This window comes from Microcystis wesenbergii NRERC-220 (genome assembly GCF_032027425.1).
Lineage (GTDB): Bacteria > Cyanobacteriota > Cyanobacteriia > Cyanobacteriales > Microcystaceae > Microcystis > Microcystis wesenbergii_A.
The window spans coordinates 291,789-312,998 of the sequence record NZ_JAVSJA010000001.1 but is presented as its reverse complement, the minus strand read 5'-3'; the positions used below and the strand labels follow the sequence as shown (position 1 = coordinate 312,998).

The 21,210-nt window shown below is 42.6% G+C and carries 16 protein-coding genes, 1 other RNA gene and 1 pseudogene; 7 read left to right on the top strand and 11 right to left on the bottom strand.

Annotated features, from left to right (window positions below):
• Nucleotides 1-35: 35 nt before the first annotated feature.
• Together pheA and RAM70_RS01545 are read right to left on the bottom strand one after the other, a co-directional pair.
• Nucleotides 36-890 carry a prephenate dehydratase gene (pheA, locus tag RAM70_RS01550; RefSeq protein WP_045360030.1) on the bottom strand — a complete coding sequence of 285 codons (855 nt, stop codon included), beginning with the start codon at nt 888-890 and terminating at the stop codon, nt 36-38.
• A gap of 227 nt (nt 891-1,117) precedes the next feature.
• Complete coding sequence (locus tag RAM70_RS01545) at nt 1,118-1,918, bottom strand: ribonuclease D (RefSeq protein WP_287999154.1); 801 nt, start codon at nt 1,916-1,918, stop codon at nt 1,118-1,120.
• An 18-nt stretch (nt 1,919-1,936) separates the two neighbouring features.
• On the opposite strand from RAM70_RS01545, the gene RAM70_RS01540 reads away from it, so the two are divergent.
• Entirely contained in the window at nt 1,937-2,446 is a 510-nt protein-coding gene (locus RAM70_RS01540) for a universal stress protein (protein WP_045360031.1), read from the top strand.
• Here RAM70_RS01540 and RAM70_RS01535 read toward each other — a convergent pair.
• Nucleotides 2,416-2,646: a hypothetical protein gene (locus RAM70_RS01535; RefSeq protein WP_287999157.1), complete on the bottom strand. Its 231-nt coding sequence runs from the start codon at nt 2,644-2,646 to the stop codon at nt 2,416-2,418. The two genes, RAM70_RS01540 and RAM70_RS01535, sit on opposite strands and share 31 nt — an antisense overlap.
• Nucleotides 2,647-3,201: 555 nt before the next feature.
• Nucleotides 3,202-3,615: pseudogene (locus RAM70_RS01530) on the bottom strand (IS4 family transposase); the annotation flags it as partial.
• Nucleotides 3,616-3,963: 348 nt separating this feature from the next.
• Between RAM70_RS01530 and RAM70_RS01525 the strand changes: the two are divergent.
• Together RAM70_RS01525 and RAM70_RS01520 are read left to right on the top strand one after the other, a co-directional pair.
• Entirely contained in the window at nt 3,964-4,257 is a 294-nt protein-coding gene (locus RAM70_RS01525; RefSeq protein WP_045360033.1) for a hypothetical protein, read from the top strand.
• A gap of 79 nt (nt 4,258-4,336) precedes the next feature.
• The gene (locus tag RAM70_RS01520; RefSeq protein WP_045360035.1) at nt 4,337-5,407 is read left to right on the top strand and encodes a WD40 repeat domain-containing protein; all 1,071 of its coding nucleotides are present in this window, start codon (nt 4,337-4,339) and stop codon (nt 5,405-5,407) included.
• 16 nt (nt 5,408-5,423) lie between these two features.
• Here RAM70_RS01520 and rnc read toward each other — a convergent pair whose 3' ends face one another.
• Both rnc and rnpB read right to left on the bottom strand, forming a co-directional pair.
• Nucleotides 5,424-6,128, bottom strand: a complete 705-nt coding sequence (rnc, locus tag RAM70_RS01515; RefSeq protein ID WP_045360036.1) for a ribonuclease III — start codon at nt 6,126-6,128, stop codon at nt 5,424-5,426.
• Between the two features lie 160 nt (nt 6,129-6,288).
• An RNA gene (gene rnpB / locus RAM70_RS01510) (RNase P RNA component class A) lies at nt 6,289-6,785 on the bottom strand.
• 422 nt (nt 6,786-7,207) lie between these two features.
• Between rnpB and RAM70_RS01505 the strand changes: the two genes are divergently transcribed.
• Nucleotides 7,208-8,035 (top strand): alpha/beta fold hydrolase, encoded by an 828-nt coding sequence (locus tag RAM70_RS01505; RefSeq protein ID WP_045360038.1) that lies wholly within the window; start codon nt 7,208-7,210, stop codon nt 8,033-8,035.
• Here RAM70_RS01505 and RAM70_RS01500 read toward each other — a convergent pair.
• Nucleotides 8,013-9,167, bottom strand: coding sequence for a histidine kinase (locus tag RAM70_RS01500; protein ID WP_190381567.1), 1,155 nt, complete (start codon nt 9,165-9,167; stop codon nt 8,013-8,015). The two genes, RAM70_RS01505 and RAM70_RS01500, sit on opposite strands and share 23 nt — an antisense overlap.
• Nucleotides 9,168-9,314: 147 nt before the next feature.
• On the opposite strand from RAM70_RS01500, the gene RAM70_RS01495 reads away from it, so the two are divergent.
• Complete coding sequence (locus RAM70_RS01495) at nt 9,315-10,904, top strand: glycoside hydrolase family 57 protein (protein WP_045360042.1); 1,590 nt, start codon at nt 9,315-9,317, stop codon at nt 10,902-10,904.
• Between the two features lie 504 nt (nt 10,905-11,408).
• Here RAM70_RS01495 and RAM70_RS01490 read toward each other — a convergent pair.
• Both RAM70_RS01490 and RAM70_RS01485 read right to left on the bottom strand, forming a co-directional pair.
• Nucleotides 11,409-11,672 (bottom strand): type II toxin-antitoxin system RelE family toxin, encoded by a 264-nt coding sequence (locus tag RAM70_RS01490; RefSeq protein WP_045360043.1) that lies wholly within the window; start codon nt 11,670-11,672, stop codon nt 11,409-11,411.
• A gap of 241 nt (nt 11,673-11,913) precedes the next feature.
• Nucleotides 11,914-13,452 (bottom strand): serine/threonine protein kinase, encoded by a 1,539-nt coding sequence (locus RAM70_RS01485; RefSeq protein ID WP_312671999.1) that lies wholly within the window; start codon nt 13,450-13,452, stop codon nt 11,914-11,916.
• Nucleotides 13,453-13,961: 509 nt separating this feature from the next.
• Between RAM70_RS01485 and cruF the strand changes: the two genes are divergently transcribed.
• Together cruF and cruG are read left to right on the top strand one after the other, a co-directional pair.
• Nucleotides 13,962-14,876 (top strand): gamma-carotene 1'-hydroxylase CruF, encoded by a 915-nt coding sequence (gene cruF / locus RAM70_RS01480; RefSeq protein WP_045360048.1) that lies wholly within the window; start codon nt 13,962-13,964, stop codon nt 14,874-14,876.
• A 1-nt stretch (nt 14,877) separates the two neighbouring features.
• Nucleotides 14,878-16,065 (top strand): 2'-O-glycosyltransferase CruG, encoded by a 1,188-nt coding sequence (cruG, locus tag RAM70_RS01475; protein WP_045360049.1) that lies wholly within the window; start codon nt 14,878-14,880, stop codon nt 16,063-16,065.
• A gap of 262 nt (nt 16,066-16,327) precedes the next feature.
• Here the strand turns inward: cruG and RAM70_RS01470 are convergent, their stop codons facing one another.
• Complete coding sequence (locus RAM70_RS01470; RefSeq protein ID WP_312671998.1) at nt 16,328-19,933, bottom strand: N-6 DNA methylase; 3,606 nt, start codon at nt 19,931-19,933, stop codon at nt 16,328-16,330.
• A 227-nt stretch (nt 19,934-20,160) separates the two neighbouring features.
• Entirely contained in the window at nt 20,161-21,165 is a 1,005-nt protein-coding gene (locus RAM70_RS01465; RefSeq protein ID WP_045360053.1) for a glycoside hydrolase family 10-like protein, read from the bottom strand.
• Between the last annotated feature and the right edge of the window lie 45 nt (nt 21,166-21,210).

The window sequence follows — 21,210 nt, the reverse complement described above, 5'->3', positions numbered from 1 at the left end:
TCTATTTAACTACTGTAATTTCTGGGCAACTTAGTTTATAATTCCTCTAAACTTTCTACAGGCAAATTAACCACCTGATAAGCACCAAGAACATCGATCGCATCGGTATAATTGGTTAATTCTTCTAAAGTTTCTGCGATTAAATGCTGTTGATCTGGATTAATTTCTAGATCGATAAAAAATATGTATTCTCCTAAAGATCGTTTAGTTGGTCGCGATTCGATCCGAGATAAATTAAGCTGACGTTTGGCAAAAACTTCTAAAGGTTTGACTAAAGCACCGGGTTGATCTAAAACTTGAAAAGCGAGGGACATTCGCTCACCTTGGCGATGGGAAGTTAAAGCCATTACCCAAAAACGGGTACAATTATCGGGATAATCATTAATTGGTTGTATTAATATTGGTACATTATAGAGTTTTGCTGCCCGGGGGGAAGCAATAGCGGCCGAATTGGCCTCTCGATCGAGAATTTGAATCGCTTCTGTGGTAGAATTAGTGGGAATAATCGGCACGTTAGGTAAATTATTTTCTAGCCATTTTTGACATTGAGCTAAAGCTTGGGGATGGGAATAAACGGTTTTAATTTCTGTTAGCGATTGTCTGGGAGATAGAAGTGCATGGGAAATCGGTAAAACTAATTCTTGTTGAATCTGTAACCCGGGTAATTGCCATAAAGCATCAAGAGTCATTACCACACTTCCTTCGGTGGAATTTTCCACCGGGACCACTGCTAAATCGGCCTGATTTTGGACAACCGATCGCAGGGCTAGGGCAATGCTAGGATAGGGTATTAATTGATGAGGCTGGGGTGGTAAACTATTAGCAAATGCTAAAGCGGCTGTTTCTGAATAGGTTCCCACTGGCCCCAGATAAGCGATCTTTACAGTCATTTAGATTATCCCCGCAAGCAATTTTTTCTAGCTATTACAGCCTTTCTCATAAATATCAAGTATAACCCAATTTGGTCTTGACTCCTATCTCCTATCTGCTTAATTCTGCTGTAATCATGTCAAGTCAGCTTCATTTTGTTTGATGGTCAATTGACTAATTTTTTTGGGAGTTTCCTCGATGGTTAACCCTTGGGCTAAATCCCCTAATTCTTTGAGAAAATCATTAGTTAAGGAGAGAGATATTTGGCTATCCTGTCCCGATAAATAGACAAGGCTAATTCGGCCAGTTTAACTTTTTTGTTGGTGCGATTTTGGTAACTGACCGAAAACCCGTTAATCTCCGCAGCCTCTTGCTGGATAATTGCCGACTTTAAACGTTCCTTGAGATGTTCCATCTCTGGATCTAAAAGCTTCCATTGCTGGTAAATTTCCCAATAACGATTAGTTAATCTTTCCAGATTCTCACCGGCAGGATCAGGAGTAATTAAATGGGAGAGCTGCAAAAGACGATGATGGATTTGGTCCCTATATACGGGGTCTTTTTGTGCATATTCTAGCTGGTCCGCCGTTAAAGGTCTTTTGCCCCAATTACCCCCCTGTTCAGTCTGATCAATAGGGGGAAAATGACAAAGACATTCAGCCAGGGTTTTTAGTTGATAATTGGGTAAAGGAGCAATATAGTAGGGAACCTTTTTAGCTAACTCTAGGGTACAGGTAATCTTTTTAACTTTGCCCTTACCGCCCAAAAATTTACAATCATAACTAGCATTGTGAAAAACCTTTTCTATCCAGTCAACCAGCATGATTTTAGTGATAAAATAGTTAGTCAGATCGGGTCGATCGAGAACATCCAAAATTGTCACCCGCTCACCCGTTAGGTACGTGGAATCAGCAAGAATTTGAATCAGAGACAAACGGGGAGTCTTGCTATCGTAATCAGCTACTTCCGTATCTAACCAAAGAATGGGAAAATAACAAAAGTGATCGATCGCATTTCTAATAGCGTCGGATTCCGTTAAATAAGGCATGGTTGCAGAGGCTGAAAAATGTATCAAAAAATCTTGATAGCAATAGATTTGTCCGAGATGGGGGATAGTGTTTTTAAGGAGGCTGTATCCTTAGCCAGTAAGTACGAAGCTAACCTCCTACTACTGCACGTCCTTTCCCCTGAAGAAGATTATAGCCCTTTACCGATTCCACCCAATTTAGCCGATATTTACCCCGCCCAGGGTAATGATCTCACTCTCGATTTTTGGCGGCAACAATGGGAAGAATTTGAGCAGAAAGGGGTGGAAATGTTGCAAAAAAGAGCTAATCAGGCGGTAGAAATGGGTGTAAAGGGAGAATACCGGCAAATTTACGGTCATGCCGCCAAAACTATCTGTAAAGTGGCGCGAGAGGAAAATATTGATTTAATTGTCATCGGTCGGCGTGGGCGATCGGGTCTAGGAGAGTTATTCTTAGGTAGTGTGAGTAATTATGTTCTCCATCATGCCCCCTGTTCTGTGTTAATTGTTCAACATCATCACTTTACCAAATTAGCCGTTAAAACTTGATACAAAAGCCTAGTCTCGTAAAACAGCAAGCGACACAGTCCATCCTTACCTAATGCCTTAAAACTGGGTAATTCTTTCTTTTTCTCGATTCTTTGACCGTTTTCGGTTTCGTAATAGAGATAAATACGGGGATTAAGCCAAGAATGCTTAAGTTTACCAATAATCTCGGTTTTAGCGGGTTTATTCGGGCAAATAGTCACCAGTGCATGAGCCTACAAGTGAGAGCGCATTAAGTCGGAACCCTTCCAAGACTTTTTCACCTTGTCTTGTTTTGCTGAGGTATCCCCAGAAATCTGATAGGAATACCCTAAGCCTAGATAAGCCTGAAACTTTCTCAGGCTAATATCGTGATTCCCTCTAAAGTAAGGTTTACCGTTGACTAAAAATCTTTCGATAGGATAGCAGTGTAAAAGCAGTAAACTTTGAGTAACAGTACCGAAAAGAAATTGGTCAAATACTTGACAATAACCCTTAAACTGCTCTAATTCCAGAATTTATCTTCGGTTTTTTTCTTTAACCGCGATTCTATCCTGATAGGTGACAATATCCTTGGCCAATAACCGACTATATTCACTGATTCCAGTGCCAGCAGTGGTTTTAATGCGCGAGTTATTTCTCAATTCGGCGATATGTCCTAATGTAGGATTAAAGCCATTAACTCCGATATAATCGAGGTTTTTTTGAGCGATTTCTGGGTGTTCACAACATAATCGCTGTCTAAGTTGATTAATTAAGGAATTTTGATTCTTGTTAAGTTGTTCTCTTTCATCACTGTTCGAGTTTCCTTTTTTCGGGAGCATCCACCACAGTAAGGGAATGGCAACTCCCTCGTGAACTATGCCTACAGTCAAGATGTTGTAGCAATGCGGGACCTACTCCCAAGTTGTCCGGTCAAGACTCAATACTCAAGGTTGGGGGATATTCACCCAACCCACGACAGTTTTGGCACTCTCAAAGTAATCAAGCTCGAAATTTCGGAAAAAGCGTTGTAATCTTTTGTAGTTAGACTCTTTGAGGGCTTTACCTCCAAATCCTACTGCTAACTCGCTCAGGTTGACGGTTTTGACTTTGAGCAAGGCGAGTAAAAACAGTGCGAGAAAGGAAATTCTGGCACCATGCCATCCTAGATGGGGTTGGAGGGCTTGCTTTAAGGCACTATACTGATTTATATGGTTTTCGAGATTAGTGCTATTTCTCATCAAACCCTACTCCCGCCTACTTTTCAAGCTTTTTGTCCTGTACTTAGCTTTAAACATTTTAACGATCTGCAATTGCTTGTATTAATTGAAATGGGTTGTCGTAAACATCTCCATGACGGGGATATTTTAATTAGGGCTTCACTGATATTCAGCCAACCCTAAATAGCAGTTGCCTACTGTCTTTTCACTGTTTACTGATTACTGTTCACTGATTACTGTTTACCGATCACTGAAAAACCCCCATCACCCGATCGACACCATTTTGCTAGGATGATAGGATAAGCTGGAATTATCGAAACCGTCGAAATAATAGATAAAATGAGTAATCTCCTCTGGCCGCGTTTTCTCAAGAAAGCTTACCGTCAAGAACCAATAACTAGCTTTATCTTTACCGCAGCGGCAGTAGATGTCATCATCGGGGTTCTAGGACAAAGATGGACACTGCTATCTTTAGGGGCAACGGTTATGGCGATCGCTATCTTCGCCAGGTGGCAACAGAGCCAAAAAACCAAGCCAATCAACAGAGAAGAAACAGCGAGATACTATTTACCGCCCCAATCGGGTCAAGTAGCTTTACCAACCCTGAAAAACGAAAAAAATCGACCTTCTTAGCTCAAAAATCTCACCTTGCTTGGCAATCAATCCCCTCAAAGGCTAGAATCTATAGCACCGTTAATATTCAACTAAATTTATGAAATTCCGATTGATGGGTGGGGAGAAACTTGTCTGGACAATTGTGGTCAGTGTCTTAACCACGCTGACAATCGGAGAACATCAGCTTAGTCATGCCCAAAGTCCTATTGCCCCCCCTAAACCCGCAGCTGAAAGTGGCGAAAAAACCCCAGAAACTATCCTAGTAGAAGGTTTAGGCAGACTTACCCTCGCTAAAACCTTAGAAGGGCAACAATCCACCCCTAACGCTCTGATTTTCAGTCCCGATAACCAATTGGTTCTCGCTGGTGGTAGTGATAGCGATCCTCTCCTGAGAATTTGGTCGGTAAAAACAGGTCAGAAAGTTTCCCAAACTCGCGCCCAAAGGACCAGCGTCAAAGCTTTAGCCATTAGTCCCAACGAAAGATTATTAGTTAGTAGCGGTTTAGATGGTTCCATTAATTTTTGGAATCTGGTGGAAGGCAAGTATTTAGGAATTGCCCTCGAACACGGTAATACTGTCCTCGCCCTCACCGTTACTCCCGATGGTAAAACCTTAATTAGTGGTGGTTTGGAAGGAATTCGCCTCTGGACAGTGCAACCCCCCCGCCGTCCCCTCTATCGTTTAAATTGGGTGGGTAATTTTGTTTATTCCCTAGGGATGAAATCCGATGGTGTCACCCTGGCTAGTGGTCATGAAAACGGTGCGGTACATTTTTGGGACATCCGCGAGGGCAAATTTTTATCGAAATTTTCCGCCCATCCCCAAGCGGTTAGCAAGCTTTTATACACTCCCGACGGTAAAAATTTAATTACGGGTAGTTTAGACCGCACGATTAAAATCTGGGATACGAGCAATAATAAGTTATTATTTACCCTCATCGGTCATACGAACCGAATCCGTTCCCTGGCACTCCATCCTAACGGACAAATTCTCGCTAGTGCCAGTAATGACGGTGTGCGTTTATGGGATGTGACCACGGGTAAACAGTTAGCCTGGTTTGATAATAATTCCGACTGGGTGGAATCCCTGGCTTTTAGTCCCGATGGGCAGTATTTGGCTAGTGGTAATTATGATTTGAAAATTCGCCTCTGGCAATTCGTCCGTTAGGCAAAAATATCTCCATTTAGCCTTTAACCACTTCTAGAAAAGCCGATTTAGCCGCTGCCTGTTCCGCCGCTTTTTTGCTTCTGCCTATTCCCACTCCTAATTTCTGCTCATTTAACCACACTTCCGCACAAAAACGCTCCTGATCTAAACCATTGATTTCTTTTACTAAATATTGCGGCAGTTTTTTGTATTTTGCTTGTGTCCACTCCTGCAAGGCATCCTTATAATTCTGTCGGGCCGGATCTCGACGAATTTCGGCCGCTTTTTCGCGTAGTGGCTCATCTAACCAAGAACGCACTAAAACCATCGTCTGTGTACTAAGATATAAAGCCCCCAAGACCGCCTCAAAAGCGTCTGCTAGTCGGGAAATTCGCCCCGCCCGATCGATACTCGTACTACTTGATACCAACAAATAACGCTCGAAACCGTAGCGATCCGCAAATTCCGCCAGAGTGCGATCGCTAACCATCATCGATCGCAGGGCGGCAAATTCTCCCACTAGCGCCTCCGGATAGGTTTCTAACAATACCTCCGCCGCCACGAGTCTTACCACAGAATCGCCCACAAATTCTAATTGTTCATAATTCTGATCACGGGAAACACTGGGATGAGTTAGAGCCAAATCCAATAAATCCCACCTGACGGGGACATTAGCCGATAAACCCAGCTTTTCCACTAGGGTTTTTAATTGTTTTTGGCGACGCGGATCACTTAAGGACATGGGAGCGGGAAGAAGGGGGTGTGGGGTGTGGGGTGTGGGGTGTGGGGTGTAGGGTGTAGGGTGTAGGGTGTGGGGTGTGGGGTGTGGGGAGAATAAATAAAAGCAATCTCCTATCTCCTGAATACTGAATACTGACTCCTGATAACTGATAACTGATAAAGGAGAGAGTCAGACATAAGCCGAATTCTGTATTTCCCAACAGCAGTAAAATTGCTTTTACCTTTGTTGGAATAGAGGTTATCTATCTGGGATAATTGTCACCAATTACCTCAAGCGGTTCCTAAGAACGGGACAGGAAAAAGACCAACCTTTGTCCCTCCACCTTGCTCCCCACCGGGGTTTACCGAGCCAGTACCTCTCGATACTGCTGGTGCGCTCTTACCGCACCTTTGCACCCTTACCCCCAATCAGTTATCAGTTATCAGTTATCAGTGATCAGTTATCAGTGATCAGTTATCAGTGGAAAGTTATCAGTGAATTTACTTTCGTTACTGATTACTGTGTACTGATTACTGAAAAAAGGGGGCGGTATTTTTCTGTGGCACTATCCTCACGCTCGCGCGCACTGGACGTTATCCAGCAAGTGTGGTCTTTCGGGAGTTCGGACTTTCCTCGGAATCATTGATAAAATGATCCCGCAACCTCTAGACCAACTCTCTCCTATTCTCTAGTATGACTTACCAGAGACTCGATCGCTCATATATCCCGGTCAATAATCAGTGATCAGTAAACAGTAAACAGTGAAAAGACAGTAGGAAACTCCTATTTAGGGTCTGCTGAAAAAGTTTTTCCTGGGGGTAGGGTGTAGGGTGTGGGGTGTGGGGTGTAGGGTTTTACCCATTTTCAGGGGGTCAATTACCTAATTTTCAGGGAAAAAGAGCCTAAATTTCCCCCCCGATCCCCCCAAGGTCTGGCACTTTTTGATGGGAAAAAAGTCTAAAATTTTTATCCAACAAGGTTTTTAGATTTATTCAGCAGACCCTATTTAATACTGCTCGCTTAATACATACTGCTCACTTAAAACTCAAATCTGATAACTGATAACTGATAACTGATAACTGACTCCTGATAACTGCTCAATGTCGATCGCTCTAAACGTTAACATCAAAGGTAATGGCTATCCGATCCTCTGTCTGCACGGTCATCCCGGTTCGGCAGCCAGTATGTCTGTATTTACTGAGCATTTTTGCCAACGCTGGCAAACCCTGGCCCCGGATCTGCGCGGCTACGGTAAAAGTCGTTATCGCCGCGATTTTCAGCTAGAAGAACATCTAGAGGATTTAATCGGGCTGCTCGATCGCCAAAAAATCCCGCAATGTTTAATTCTCGGTTGGTCTTTGGGGGGTATAATCGCCCTGGAATTAGTATTGCGGTATCCCGATCGCTTTCCTGGTTTAATTCTCGTGGCCTCGGCCGGACGGCCTTGGGGTAGTCATCCTCCCGTCACCACCACAGATTTAGTTTTGACGGGGATAGCGGCAATTCTCAATCAGATCAAACCGGGGTGGCGTTGGAATATTGATACTTTTGCCCGTCGTTCCCTGTTTCAGTACCTTTTTTCACAACATCAAGCGATTGCCTATCAATATCTCGCTCAAGATGCTGTTCCTGCCTACTTAGGCACTTCTCCAGCTGCCGATCGCGCTTTAAATCGGGCTTTAAAAAAAGGTAACAATTGTTTAAAATCTCTTGACACAATTACAATTCCCTGCTTAGTTCTGGCAGGGGCAAATGATCGCCATATTACCAGTGCCTCGAGCCAAGAAACAGCCGAAAAACTGAAACTGTGTCAGTGGAAATGTTACCCGGATACGGCCCATCTGTTCCCCTGGGAAATCCCCGACTTAGTTTTAGGGGACATTGATAATTGGTTAGCGGAGCATTTTAGCGATAAACTGGCAGGGTGAAGTGAAAACTACTGCCGTGGTCAGGGACACTATCCACCCAAATTTGACCGTAGTGGGCGCGAATAATCTTGCGACAGACCGATAAACCGATGCCATAACCTTCTTTACCCTCATCCCGTTTGAGACGCACATGACCCTCAAAAATATGCTCTTGTTTTTCTTCGGGAATGCCGGGGCCGGTATCACTGATGCTCACCTGTACTTTTTGAGTAGTACGATGGAGGACAGAAAGGGTAATTGCGCCGCCGGGGGGGGTATATTTGATCCCATTCTCCAAGAGATTAATAATCACCTGTCGGATTAACTCCTCATCAGCATAGACGGGGGGCAAATCTTGGGGGATATCGCTTTGGAGAATTAAAGTCTTTTCCTGAAAAGTATCAGTAAATTGAGACAAAATTTCCTGACAGAGGGATTGCAGATAAAATTTACTCTGTTGGAGAGTGAATTGCGCCGCCATGCTCTTAGAAGCTTGTAGAATATCTGTGATCAAACGGTTCATAATCCGGAACTGTTTGCGGGCCTGTTGGTGCAGTTGTTCTCGTAATTGCAGACTGCGCTCAGTATCCGGTTGATGATAGGCTAATTCTAGGGTTTCCACGGCGATGGAAGCGGCGGTGAGAGGGCTGCGTAAATCGTGGGCTAACATAGCCAAAATTTGGTCTTTAAATTTTAATTGTTCTAATAATTCTTCCTTTTCCTGTTTGAGACGAAAAACCTCATCGGCGATGCGGATGAGTTCGCCCGAATGTTCCATCTCTTGACGTTGTCCATCCTCAGCGTGATTATTTTTGATATCCTCTTTAATCGCTTTTTGCCAACGTACCAACCATTTTTTAAACTGTTCCACCAGATTACTGCCCGCGAGGGTATGACGGGGGCCGGGGGCAATTTTGACCAAGGCAGGGGTAGCTACAAGGCGAAAATGTTCGACTAAATGAGGTTGCTGGCGAATTTCGATGATCTGTAGGTCAATTGGGTAATCAGACTTTAAAGACTGGAGATAGGACTGAATTTGACGGATAATTTCTTGAGAACTGGGACGGTCATCAACAAATAGTAAAAGTTGAATCGAGAGAGGCGTTGTCGTCTCTCTCCCTAAAGCAGTCAGTGGCTCGTTAGATGGGAGCATCGGAAAATTAGTAAACCTAGGGATTGAGGAAATCGATCGATCGTCGATCGACTTTTATCATATTCTTTATTGTAGAAGCTTAAGATAGTATAAAATCTACTCAACCTAATCTTAAAGTTTTATTCCTTAATTCTAAGAAGAAATCCTATGGCTTTTGGCTATGTTGCCCTAGTTCTCCACGCTCATCTCCCCTTCGTCCGCCATCCCGAAAGCGATTACGTCCTCGAAGAAGAATGGTTATACGAGGCAATCACAGAAACCTACATCCCTCTGCTGCAAGTTTTTGAAGGTCTCAAGCGGGATGGTATCGATTTTAAAATGACCATGAGCATGACTCCGCCGTTGGTGTCGATGCTGCGGGATCCGTTACTGCAAGAGCGTTATGAAGAACACTTAGGTAAGTTAGAAGAATTAATCGCTAAAGAAATCGACCATAATCAACACAATGGTCATATTCGCTACTTAGCCGAATATTACGCTGAATCTTTCCAAAGTATCCGACAAACTTGGGAAAAATACGATCGAGATCTGGTCAAGGCATTTAAACAATTCCTCGACAGTAATAACCTAGAAATTATCACCTGTGGTGCGACTCACGGTTATATGCCCCTGATGAAAATGTACCCACAAGCGGTGTGGGCGCAAATTGAGGTGGCCTGTCAACACTACGAAGAAAATTTCGGTCGTCGTCCCAAGGGCATTTGGTTGCCGGAATGTGCCTACTATGAAGGGGTAGAAAGAATGTTAGCCGATGCGGGCATTCGTTATTTCCTCGTCGATGGCCACGGTATTCTCTACGGTCGTCCTCGCCCCCGTTACGGCAGTTACGCGCCCATTTTCACAGAAACCGGGGTGGCCGCTTTCGGTCGTGACCACGAATCCTCTCAACAGGTTTGGTCTTCCCAAGTCGGTTATCCGGGGGATATAGTTTATCGGGAATTCTATAAAGATTTGGGCTGGGAAGCGGAATACGAGTATATTAAGCCCTATATCATGCCCAACGGTCAACGCAAGAATATAGGCATCAAATACCACAAAATTACTAGCCGGGACGGTGGTTTATCGGAAAAAGGGCTTTATGACCCCTACTGGGCCAAAGAAAAGGCCGCCGAACACGCGGGCAATTTTATGTATAATCGCGAGCGGCAAGTGGAGAGTTTAGGGGGAATTATGGGCCGTCCTCCCCTGGTTGTTTCTCCCTACGATGCCGAGTTATTCGGTCACTGGTGGTATGAGGGACCCTGGTTTATTGATTTTCTGTTCCGTAAGTCTTGGTATGACCAAAATATCTACCAAATGACCCATTTAGCCGATTATCTCCGGGCTAACCCGACTCAGCAGGTCTGTCGTCCTTCCCAATCCAGTTGGGGTTATAAGGGTTTCCATGAATACTGGCTGAATGAAACTAACGCTTGGCTCTATCCTCACCTGCACAAAGGCACGGAACGGATGATTGAATTAAGTCATCATGAAGCGGAGGATGAATTACAGGAACGGGCTTTAAATCAGGCGGCCCGGGAGTTATTATTAGCGCAATCTTCCGATTGGGCGTTTATTATGCGAACCGGTACAATGGTTCCCTATGCTGTCCGGCGCACTCGTTCCCATCTGCTGCGGTTAAATAAAATCTATGAAGATGTGAAATCCGAGAAGATTGACTCCGGTTGGTTGCAAAAAGTCGAGGAAATCGATAATATTTTCCCCAATATCGATTACCGTGTCTATCGACCTCTGTAATCTCGGTTAGAGATTAATAAAAATTTTGGTGCGTTACAAGCTGTAGCGCACCTTGTTGTTTTCTGATTCTATCCGTGCCAATTAATTTGGCGTTGCTGATTTTAAGGATGAATTGTTCTCTAGGCCATTCTTAAAACTTGGGACTAAGTTAACTTGTAGATACGATGCACAATTAGCATTCAGATATTGATGGCTGCAACGCCGATTTTATGGTTTAGTGCAAATGTATTATTGTTTACAGCCGATTGAACCTTCGGTCAAGCGCCGAACGGCGATTATTTTTGCATAATAACCGATAGCGTCAACCTCCGTTCTGCCTGCAAGAAGTTGTTATACTAAATCCAGTTATTAAAGACTGATTATCTATTCCTCCTTTTGCCTTTTGCATGAGTGCCTTTTGCCTATCCTGATATGTAGGCTATACTCAACGGATTTAGTATTAGCCATGGAGTTTTCTATGGATAAGATCTACAAAGCTTTTAACGATGCAGTTATTTCCTGCGCTTACAGAGGATGAATATAATACTCATCATGTGCGCCAATCCAGTACCAATAAATATGCTCAGACTCTAACAAACCCAAAGCCCGATAGTTAAGGCTGACACGAGCGGAGTAGATCGGTTGCTTTTGACTGACTTGTTTAAACTGAAGGCTGGGGTGATACGGATCTTCTTGCCAGAGTGCATAAGCTTTTGCTGCTTGTTCCTGAACTGATGCAGGAAGATTATTAAGCTGTTTACGAAACGTTTTGGTGACACTTGATTTCATTTTTGTGTCGGAAATACTTCACTGGCTAGAGTAGTTTCACCCATTGCTATTTCCTGACGCACCATCGCACTTGTTCAATAAAAAGGGGGGTTAGTTAATAAGCTGCCCGCGCATTTAAATTGCTTGTTGAGACGAGGCAAGAGGCACTCTTGCAAGAGGCAACAGTAAAGGGATTGGGGGAGATTCGGCTAATCTTAAGAATAAGCGCTTTAAATGCGTCTTAGCTTACCCCCCTGATTTTTTAGGGCTGCGCGGCCAATTCCGACTCTAATTTAGCCATAATTTGGGGCTTGAGTTCATCCAGTTTCTGTTTTAACGTCTGCTTGCTAATTTGCGGGTTGCCACCCTGGACCGATTGACTATCGGTCAGCCATTGCTGCAAAATTTGGCGTTGATTGGCGGGAATATTAGCGGTGATCACATTTTCACAGATGTTGCTGCCTTCGAGGGAGAAAAATAAAATCCAGTATTGACCGGTTTCGCCGAGGGTTTTGGTCATTTTTTGACCCTGGGGGGTTTTTAAGTCCAAATAACAGGGCAACCAGCGCGGTCCCTGTTGACGATGATAGAGGACAGTAATCCAGAGAATCATCGGGTGGGGTGCGGGTAAAAAGAGGAATTGATTATAACGGACACTAGCAACCCGAACGGGGATATCTTCTCGAGCCAACATTACCCATAAACTGGCAAAAACCCCGTCAGCAGCCTGGAGACAGCGTGGGAAGACAATTTTTTGGCGGGGTTTGTCCTCGGGCCAACTGGACTTGAGACAGACATCCTTGGCATTAGCAGCAGAAACAATGGTTTGATCTAAATCATGAAGGGTTTTGATTTTGGTGGTGTAATCGTCAATTTTTTTGACTATTTCATCGATACGATTCAATTTGTTGGGTTGAGCATTTTTGGCTAGGGGTTCGAGTCGTTCGAGAACTTGTAGTATATCTGTAACACTTTGTGGGCGATCGCTGGGTGCTTTGGCTAAACAGCGTAGGATTAACTGTTCTAATTCTGGCGGTAATTGCAAGCTAGAATTAAAGGGACAGGGTTCGACGTAGTGGTGAACCTCATACCAACCGCCAAAGGAGAGATTATCGGGAAAAAGGGGCGTTTCTCCCGTGATCATCTCGTACATCACAATCCCGAAACTGTAGATATCGGAACGATGATCGAGTTCTTTACCTTCCATCTGTTCTGGGGAACAATAGGCTAAGGTTCCCATAAACGATTGGGTTGGGACTTCTCCTGATTGGATGGGTTTAGCGATGCCAAAATCGAGAATTTTCACCAATTCCCCTAATCCTGAGTCCTGAATCACGATAATATTGCCTGGTTTGATGTCCCGGTGAATAATCGGACACATCTGTCCTTGGAAGATAATACCCTTATGGGCGCATTCCAGGCCGAAACAAATCTGACGGGTGAGATTGAGGAAGCGCGAGAGAGGCAGCGGGTGATATTTGATGATTTCACTCATGCTTTCCCCTTGCAAAAATTCCATGACGTAGAAGGGGACTTCCTTTTCATCTACACCATAATCACGAACTTTAACAATATGAATACTTTTTTCGCCTAAAAGTGCCGAAATAGTCGCCTCTCGCTCGAAACGCCCGCGCATTCTTTTGTTGAGGAGAGTTTGCGAGAGAAATTTCACGGCGACGGTTACGCCACCTAAGAGTTTATCTTCTGCTCGATATACTTGTCCCATGGCGCCGCTACCGATCAACTCGACCAGTTGGTATCGATTGGCAAGTAGGCGCCGATGTCTAGAATCTGCCGACATAGCTAGGCTACTGTGTTAATTATAGTGAGTCTGGTGGAGAGAGTTTTTTTAAGAACCGCTGCAATTGGTGGGCGATCGAGAGGACTTAATCTTAGAGTGCCATTTTTTCGGGCTAAAAGCATCATTCTTAATATAGCGCTTTTCACGTTACTGAGGTGTCGAGAAGTTTGGCTAACAAAGGGTTTAATCCCCTTGCCCATGCCTCATTCTGAGGAAAACTGCTATATATATTTTCAGGCATTTTTAGTCATTGCCCCTTGCATAATTAATTTTTGGGGGTTGAAAAAATGAAAAAACTAAGTATAAAGTAGCATAAAATCTCTAAATAGACAATTTGATTGATTATTATGACCACTGACTCCTGCCTACTGACTCCTAAACCGATGCTACACTAAAATCCCTAACCCCTGTAAAACTTTTTTGCCGAAAGTGACCGATCTGCGTAATAATTCTTTAATAAAGATTTGTAAACTTGAAAATGATTATCCCTTCGCAGTGCTAGAGATTTAATGAGACGACTAATTGCGATCGAAAAAGCTCTGCTCATCGGTCATATTGTATCGATGGCTTTTGGACTAGCGGGATTGTTGCTAGTTTTGCCCCATCCCGAATTTGTGGCCAATTTACCGGATTTTGGCAAAACCGCCTTTGCTTGGTCAATGGCCGGGGGGGGTGTGGTGTATATGGTGTTAGGAATGGCAGCCGTGGCTGTTTATGCCTATCGAACTCTAGGAGTGTGGCACTGGTTAGGATTCATGGTTCCCGCTATCAGTTTATCCCTTTGTAGCGAACTATTAGGAACCAGTACCGGCTTTCCTTTCGGTCATTATCGTTATCTTTCGGGCCTAGGTTACAAAATTGCGGGTTTAGTACCCTTTACTATCCCCCTATCTTGGTTTTATCTCGGTTTTAGTGCCTATATTATCGCTCGCGTTGGTTTATCCACTCTTGCTTTACCCCAATGGCTACAAAATCTAGGATCGATCGCTATCGGGGCGGTATTATTAACTTCCTGGGATTTTGTCCTAGATCCGGCCATGAGTCAAACTACCATACCCTTCTGGATTTGGGAACAACCGGGGGCCTTCTTTGGGATGCCCTATGAAAATTTTGCCGGTTGGTTCGGTACAGGCTGTGTTTTTATGACGGTAGCCACTTTAATTTGGCAAGTGCAACCGGTGAAACTGCCAAGTCAAGATTTAACCCTACCTTTTGTGATGTATTTAGGTAATTTTGGCTTTGCTACGGTCATGAGTATCGGTGCTGGTATTTATCCGCCGATTTTCCTAGGATTACTCACCGGTGTTCTGCCTTTAATACTCCTCTATAATCGCGCCCAAGCTGTTGCTTCTGGGCAAACAGTGCCAACCAGCGAAGTAACAACCCTAAAAATCCCCGTTGTTTCGGTGAGAGGAGCCAAATAAGTTGTTAACTGAGATAATTCTCGGTGCATTCTGCCTGGGGCTACTGCTGTCTCAGGCTGTTGCCTTTTTTATCCTTCTTTCCCGTCTGCTAAAAGGGGCGCGTCGTCGTCCTCCCCTGACTCCCCAACCCCCCACCCCGGAGATGTTAGGGACAGTAAGCGTGATTGTGCCGACGTTAAACGAAGTGGCCAGGATTGACGGTTGTTTACGGGGATTGAGTCAACAGAGTTACGAAGTGCGAGAAATTCTGATTGTCGATAGCAATTCCCAAGATGGTACGCGGGAAAAAGTCAAGGAGATAGCGGCAAAAGACCCCCGCTTTCGCCTGAAAACCGATTATCCTTTGCCTCCCGATTGGGTAGGTCGTCCCTGGGCGTTACACAATGGTTTTTTGTTTAGTTCTCCTAAAAGTGACTGGATTTTGGGCATTGATGCCGATACCCAACCCCAAGCAAATTTAGTCGCTAGTTTAGTTAAAGCTGCGATCGCAGAAGGTTACGATTTAGTTTCCCTGTCGCCGCAATTTATCCTCTCCTATCCGGGAGAATGGTGGTTACAGCCGGCTTTATTGATGACTTTGCTCTATCGCTTTGATGCGGCCGGAGTGCGCGGGCAAGATCCCGAACGAGTCATGGCCAATGGTCAATGTTTTCTCTGCCGGCGGTCAGTTTTAGCGGCTTTAGACGGTTATAGCGGGGCAAAAGGTTCTTTTTGCGATGATGTCACCCTCGCCCGTCTAGCGGCAACGAAAGGCTATCGGGTGGGATTTCTCGATGGGGCGAAGTTGATTCGCGTGCGGATGTACGAAGGACTCAAGGAAACTTGGCGCGAATGGGGCAGATCTCTTGACCTCAAAGATGCCTCCTATCAGGGGCAATTATGGGGCGATTTAGCTTTATTAGCTCTTACTCAGGGATTACCGATAATTATCACTCCTTTACTGCTCACAGCTTTGATTTTTGGCTACAATTTCCTGAGTTTAAAAATTGTTTTGACTTTAAACCTGCTGCTGTTATTGATTCGCTTTGCCCTTTTATTGGCTGTCTCTCCTAGTTACTATCGGGGCGAAAAAGTCAATCTATCTTCAGGATTATTTTGGCTATCTCCCCTAGCGGATCCGCTGGCAGTTATCCGCATTTTTATCTCTGCTTTTACCCGTCCCCAAAGTTGGCGCGGTCGAGTGTATTAAAAATGTTAGGGTGAAGACCCTCAGTTTCGTAGAAACCCAACTTTAAGGGTTTCTTTTATGAAAGTTTGCCTGAGATTTTCTCCTTTTTAAGTAGGTAGGCGTTAAAAATTATCAGACACCACCCTTATCAAGGGTAGGGTTGATTCATGAATCAACCCTACCTTATCAAGGGGGGATCAAGGGGGGATTAAAGGCAAAATCCATTTTTAATTTAATTATAACCAGCTACTTAATTTAACGGTTTTCAAGATAAATTAGGCTTTTAGTCATCACCTAAAATCATGGCTTCGACTTCCTGTTTAGCTTTTTCTAGGTCGTCTTTGGCTTGTTGTTGGAGTTGTTTGGCTTGATTACGAATTGCCGTGATATGCTCACTAATTTCGATTTGTTTTTCAATGGGGGGTAATATTATTTTTAAATGCTTAACTACGTTTTTTGTTATTCCTGTAACAGTTGCTCCTGTTATTTCCCTTTTAAGCTGCACACTCCCTATTTTTGAGCTTAGATAATTTAGCAAGTATATGGGATTGATCAAGCTAGAGCATCTTATTAAAAACAAGTGTTCATTGATGTTTTGTCCCGAATATTTTTCTTGTAAAATAATTCCTATCTTACCAGTAGTTGCACCATCTTTTACAAGCAAAATATCATTAAGTCTTGTTTCTGTTAATTTATGTGAATTGTGATATTCATGGGGGATATATTTGGGGTTATTAATTTCAATTTCACATCGATTATTAATATGTTCACCCCCAAAACTTAAAACTCCATCATCTATATTTGCAACACCTCCTTGAGGACGACTTCCACTTTCTAAAAAGGTTAAAACCTTAGATAACAATATTATGTTACTTTTGCTTTTGATTTTATTTAAAATATGAATATAGTATTTTTGAAAATAAAAAGGATCAAACCTATCGCCTGATACTTCGCTTAAATTACGGATAAAAATTCGGTTTTGAATAGTGTTTTCTTCGGGTTCGGGTAACTCAATCCCCAACTCCCCTAACAGATAATCATCAATACTATCTAGTAATCGCTGTGCTTCCAGTTCTTTTTGTTTTTTTGAAAGATAACTTTTATCAAGAAAATCAACTATTTCTAATTGTTTTTTAATAGATGGTAAAAATATGTGAATCTCTGATATTTCTTCATTATTTAAGTTATTTTGAGCAGTTCCTTTACCAATAAATTCAATTTGAACTCTTGTTATATTTAAATCAAACATATAACAAAAATATTTCTTATTTATAACTGACCAATCTAATTTTAGTGTCACCAATGCTGAATTTAAGTTGGCTTCAGAAATATGATCGGGAATTATTGAAACTGTTCCAAGGTTTTCTTTTGTTCCACTAATTGCAAAAACTACATCTCCAGCAGTAACTTGCGATCTTTTAAGAGTATTTTCATGGACATATCTAGTTATGTATTTAACATCTTCTAAATTTATAGTATGCTCTTTAAGATTGTTTACACGAAGAAAATAGACCCCATTTTGATAATCATCTGTATAAAAACCATCACGGGGTCCATCTCCTCGATTCCAAGATAATATTAATCTTCCAATCCTATTAAATAATGGATTATTTATTAACTTTTTCCTTATCGACAAAAAATCTGGCCTGTGGTAATAAGGATCAATTCTAGCAATAAGATTGAAAAAATTGACGAAAAATACCTTATTCTTATCCACATCAAGACTTAAAAAAAAACCATCCTTACCTGACTCTATCGACTCAATAAACCGCGCAAGCTCCCGACCAATAAAATCTAACTCATTATTATTAGTCTGTTTACCCGTTGCATCATAACCAATATTTTCGGCAATCGCCATAAAAATCGGATAATCTTCGATTACCTTTTGCTTTTCTTCCCCATACTGATCACTCAAAGACTCCTTTAAAGCCTCAATTTGGTCATTATATTCCGCCGTGACCGACTTTTTCCACTCCTTATAAGCCTCCGAATCCGTCAACGCTTTACCGGACAAATTTTGAGCATTATCAAAACCTCGTAACTCCTTTAAATGCCGCTTCTTATTATTTTCAATCTTATCCAATAACTTTAAATAATCATTACCTTGCTTAATTTGATCCTGTAAAGCCAGTTTAGCCTGTTGAATACTTTCCGTTACTGCTTGCGAATACTTTTTCAAAAATAAAACCGAACTTTTAACCCCCGCTCCCGTTGCAGAAAAAGCCGTCTGAGGCATCGAAACCACCGCCACAATGCGATATTTTTCCTCGATTCCATCCCTCACATACTGCAAACTTGAATTAGTCAAAATACCATCAGGAACCACCATCGCTAAATAGCCACCTTCCTTTAAAAAACGATGACATTGCTCAAGAAATAAAACTTCTGTACTTTGGCTGTCCCGCTCCGTTGTCCTACTTTTAGGATTTAACCAATCTACCGCCTTCATCGCAAAGCTATATTGGGATATATAAGCCTGTTCCGTTTGTTTAATAACCGAACCAAAAGGCGGATTAGTAATAACAAAATCAAAGCGATTATATGTAAAGCCTTTATTTTCTGTCCGTTTAATTAAATCTTCACTATCGCGTAAACCATCCGCCGCAATTACATTGGTATGACCATCATCATGGATAATCATATTCATTTTGGCAACCCGGGCAATCTGTTCATTAATTTCAATGCCAAACAAATTACTCTGAGCAAAATTATGCCAATGCTGATAATGTTTGTTATATTCTTTCGGATCCGTTTGATAATTGGGATAGTATTCATCAGCTTCCGTACGAACCTTCTCTAACGCATGAAGCAGAAAACCACCGCTTCCACAAGATGTGTCTAAAACTAAAGAATTGTGCTTGATGGGTAGTACATCCACAATAAACTTAACAATTGGTCGAGGTGTAAAATACTGCCCAAAATCTCCGCGAAAAAATGACCCCATAAACGTCTCAAAAGCTCGACCCTTACTATCTAAGTCTGTTTCGCCTAAATTAATACTTTCCAAATAACCCACCACCGTCCGCAACTTCTCTGGACTTAAGCGAATATCATCCTTAAAAACTTCTGCATCTGCTCGACGACCTTCTTCATATAAAGCCTTAATGCGCTCACTTAATTGCTTATTTTCCCGTTGTTTTCTTTCCTCCTCTTTTTCATTAGCTTTAGGTGCAACACTAAAGATCTGAAAATCGTAGGGTTCCCCTACCTTGCGAGCTTTCTTTTCATCCCAAATTTTACAAAAAATTAGCTTATCTAACTCGTCAAAAGCCTCTGAGGGATTCAACTCTCCCCCTCCCCATAAGGATTGATGAGCCTGCTTAAAACGACGGGTTAACTCATCCTCTGTAACTACTGTTAACTCAAATAACTTTTGTCCATTAGAAATACCACCACCTTTAGCATATTTAAAACGCGCTAATGTTTCCACTCCCGATTGTGGAATATCAGTGATAGTAATTCTTTCCTTTGGCTTTTCTGTTGGTACTTGATAATATTCATCTTTAATACCGGAAGTTATCCAAACATATTTCGCTCCTTCCGCCACCGCATAACTAAAACCCTGCTCTACTGCCTGAGTAAATTCTAATTCTGAAACCTCTTGTTTTTTACATTCAACAACGATATGAGGGGATTTATGCCCATCATCATTATAAACAATAATATCCGCTTCTTTGGTCGATGATCCCATTGCTACGGGAACAAATAACCGAATCCGCTTTTGAGCATAACCATAGGTCAAAACTAATTTTAAAAAAGTCTCAGCTTGTACCTGTTCTTCAGGATTGCTATAATTTCGCTTTTTATTTTGATTAATATAGGTAATATATTTCTGCTCATCATCTAACTTAATTAAGCCTTTTTTTATTCCTTCTTGAATTAAACTCATAAGCGTCTGATGACCGATTCATTGACTGAGATAAAAAAATTATAATATTAACTGGGTATTTCAGACAACCCAAAAAAAGTTAACTTGAGCATCTTGATTGTTTAGCCCGTTAAGTAGCTGGTTATAATTAAATTAAAAATGGATTTTAGGTTCGATACCCCCTGCCCCCCTTGATAAGGGGGGTGCCGATAGGCGGGGGGATCTGATAATTTTTAACGCCTACCTACTTAAAACCGAGGAATATGATTAAAAAGATAACGCATGACCACAAATTCCCAACAAAATAACGAATAGCCATAACCCTGACGCTCCACCGTCCTCACCTGAGCTTGTAAACCCTTTAAGGAAAAATCAGGATTCCAACCCGCATATAAACCCACCCCCACCGGCACATACCGGGAAGCTGTCGCCAGTCCCGATCCCGAAAGACTCGCCGCCACCTGATTGGGAGTTTTCCGATAGATCTGTAAGACCACCTCATCCACAATCCCTTGACGCACCCAAGCCAACCAATTTTGATTATATTTATTCACCGCAAAAGAGTGAGGATTAGGCGAAAGACTCACCACCAACTTGGGATTAATCGCCTTGACATGATCGTGCAACTTGCGGGTTAAATTCGTTAAAGCCTGACTTTTATTACCAAAAACACGCGGAACCGCCCAATGATCATCTAACTGAATCCCCGCCAAATCTTTTTCTTTTAAAATATCTTCCATATTCCCCAAAAGATAGGCTTGTACCTGCGGATTCGCCGGATCTAACCAGACATTGGTTTCCACCACCGTCTTCCCTGCGGGCGTTTTTAATAGCCAATCCGGATGCTTTTTGGCAATGGGATCCTTAGGCGATAACATCAAACCATACTCAAACCAAGCAAATGGCTTCAAACCCTGCCGTAAAGACTCCTTAACCGCTGCCCTCCAGGGATTGCTCAACGGCGGCACAAACAACCAATTCGTCGGACGTTGGGAAGTCGGATAAAGCGTTCCCCTAAACCCATAAACACTAAAATACACCCGGTCATAACCCGATCGCGAAAGATGATTTAACACCTCATCTAAGGACGTAGTGTGATGTAACAATATCGTGCCAATATTGGTTAACCAAACCCCCTTCATCTGCTCATTTTCCACTGCCTTTCGGGGAGCCGCTCGGTGAGTAACCAACAACAAAAAAGCCACTCCAGCAACAATCCCAAGCCTCTTTAGGTACTTGCTAAACTTAACCATGATTGCCGATTAATCCCACCCAGATATTTGATAATAGCATTATTG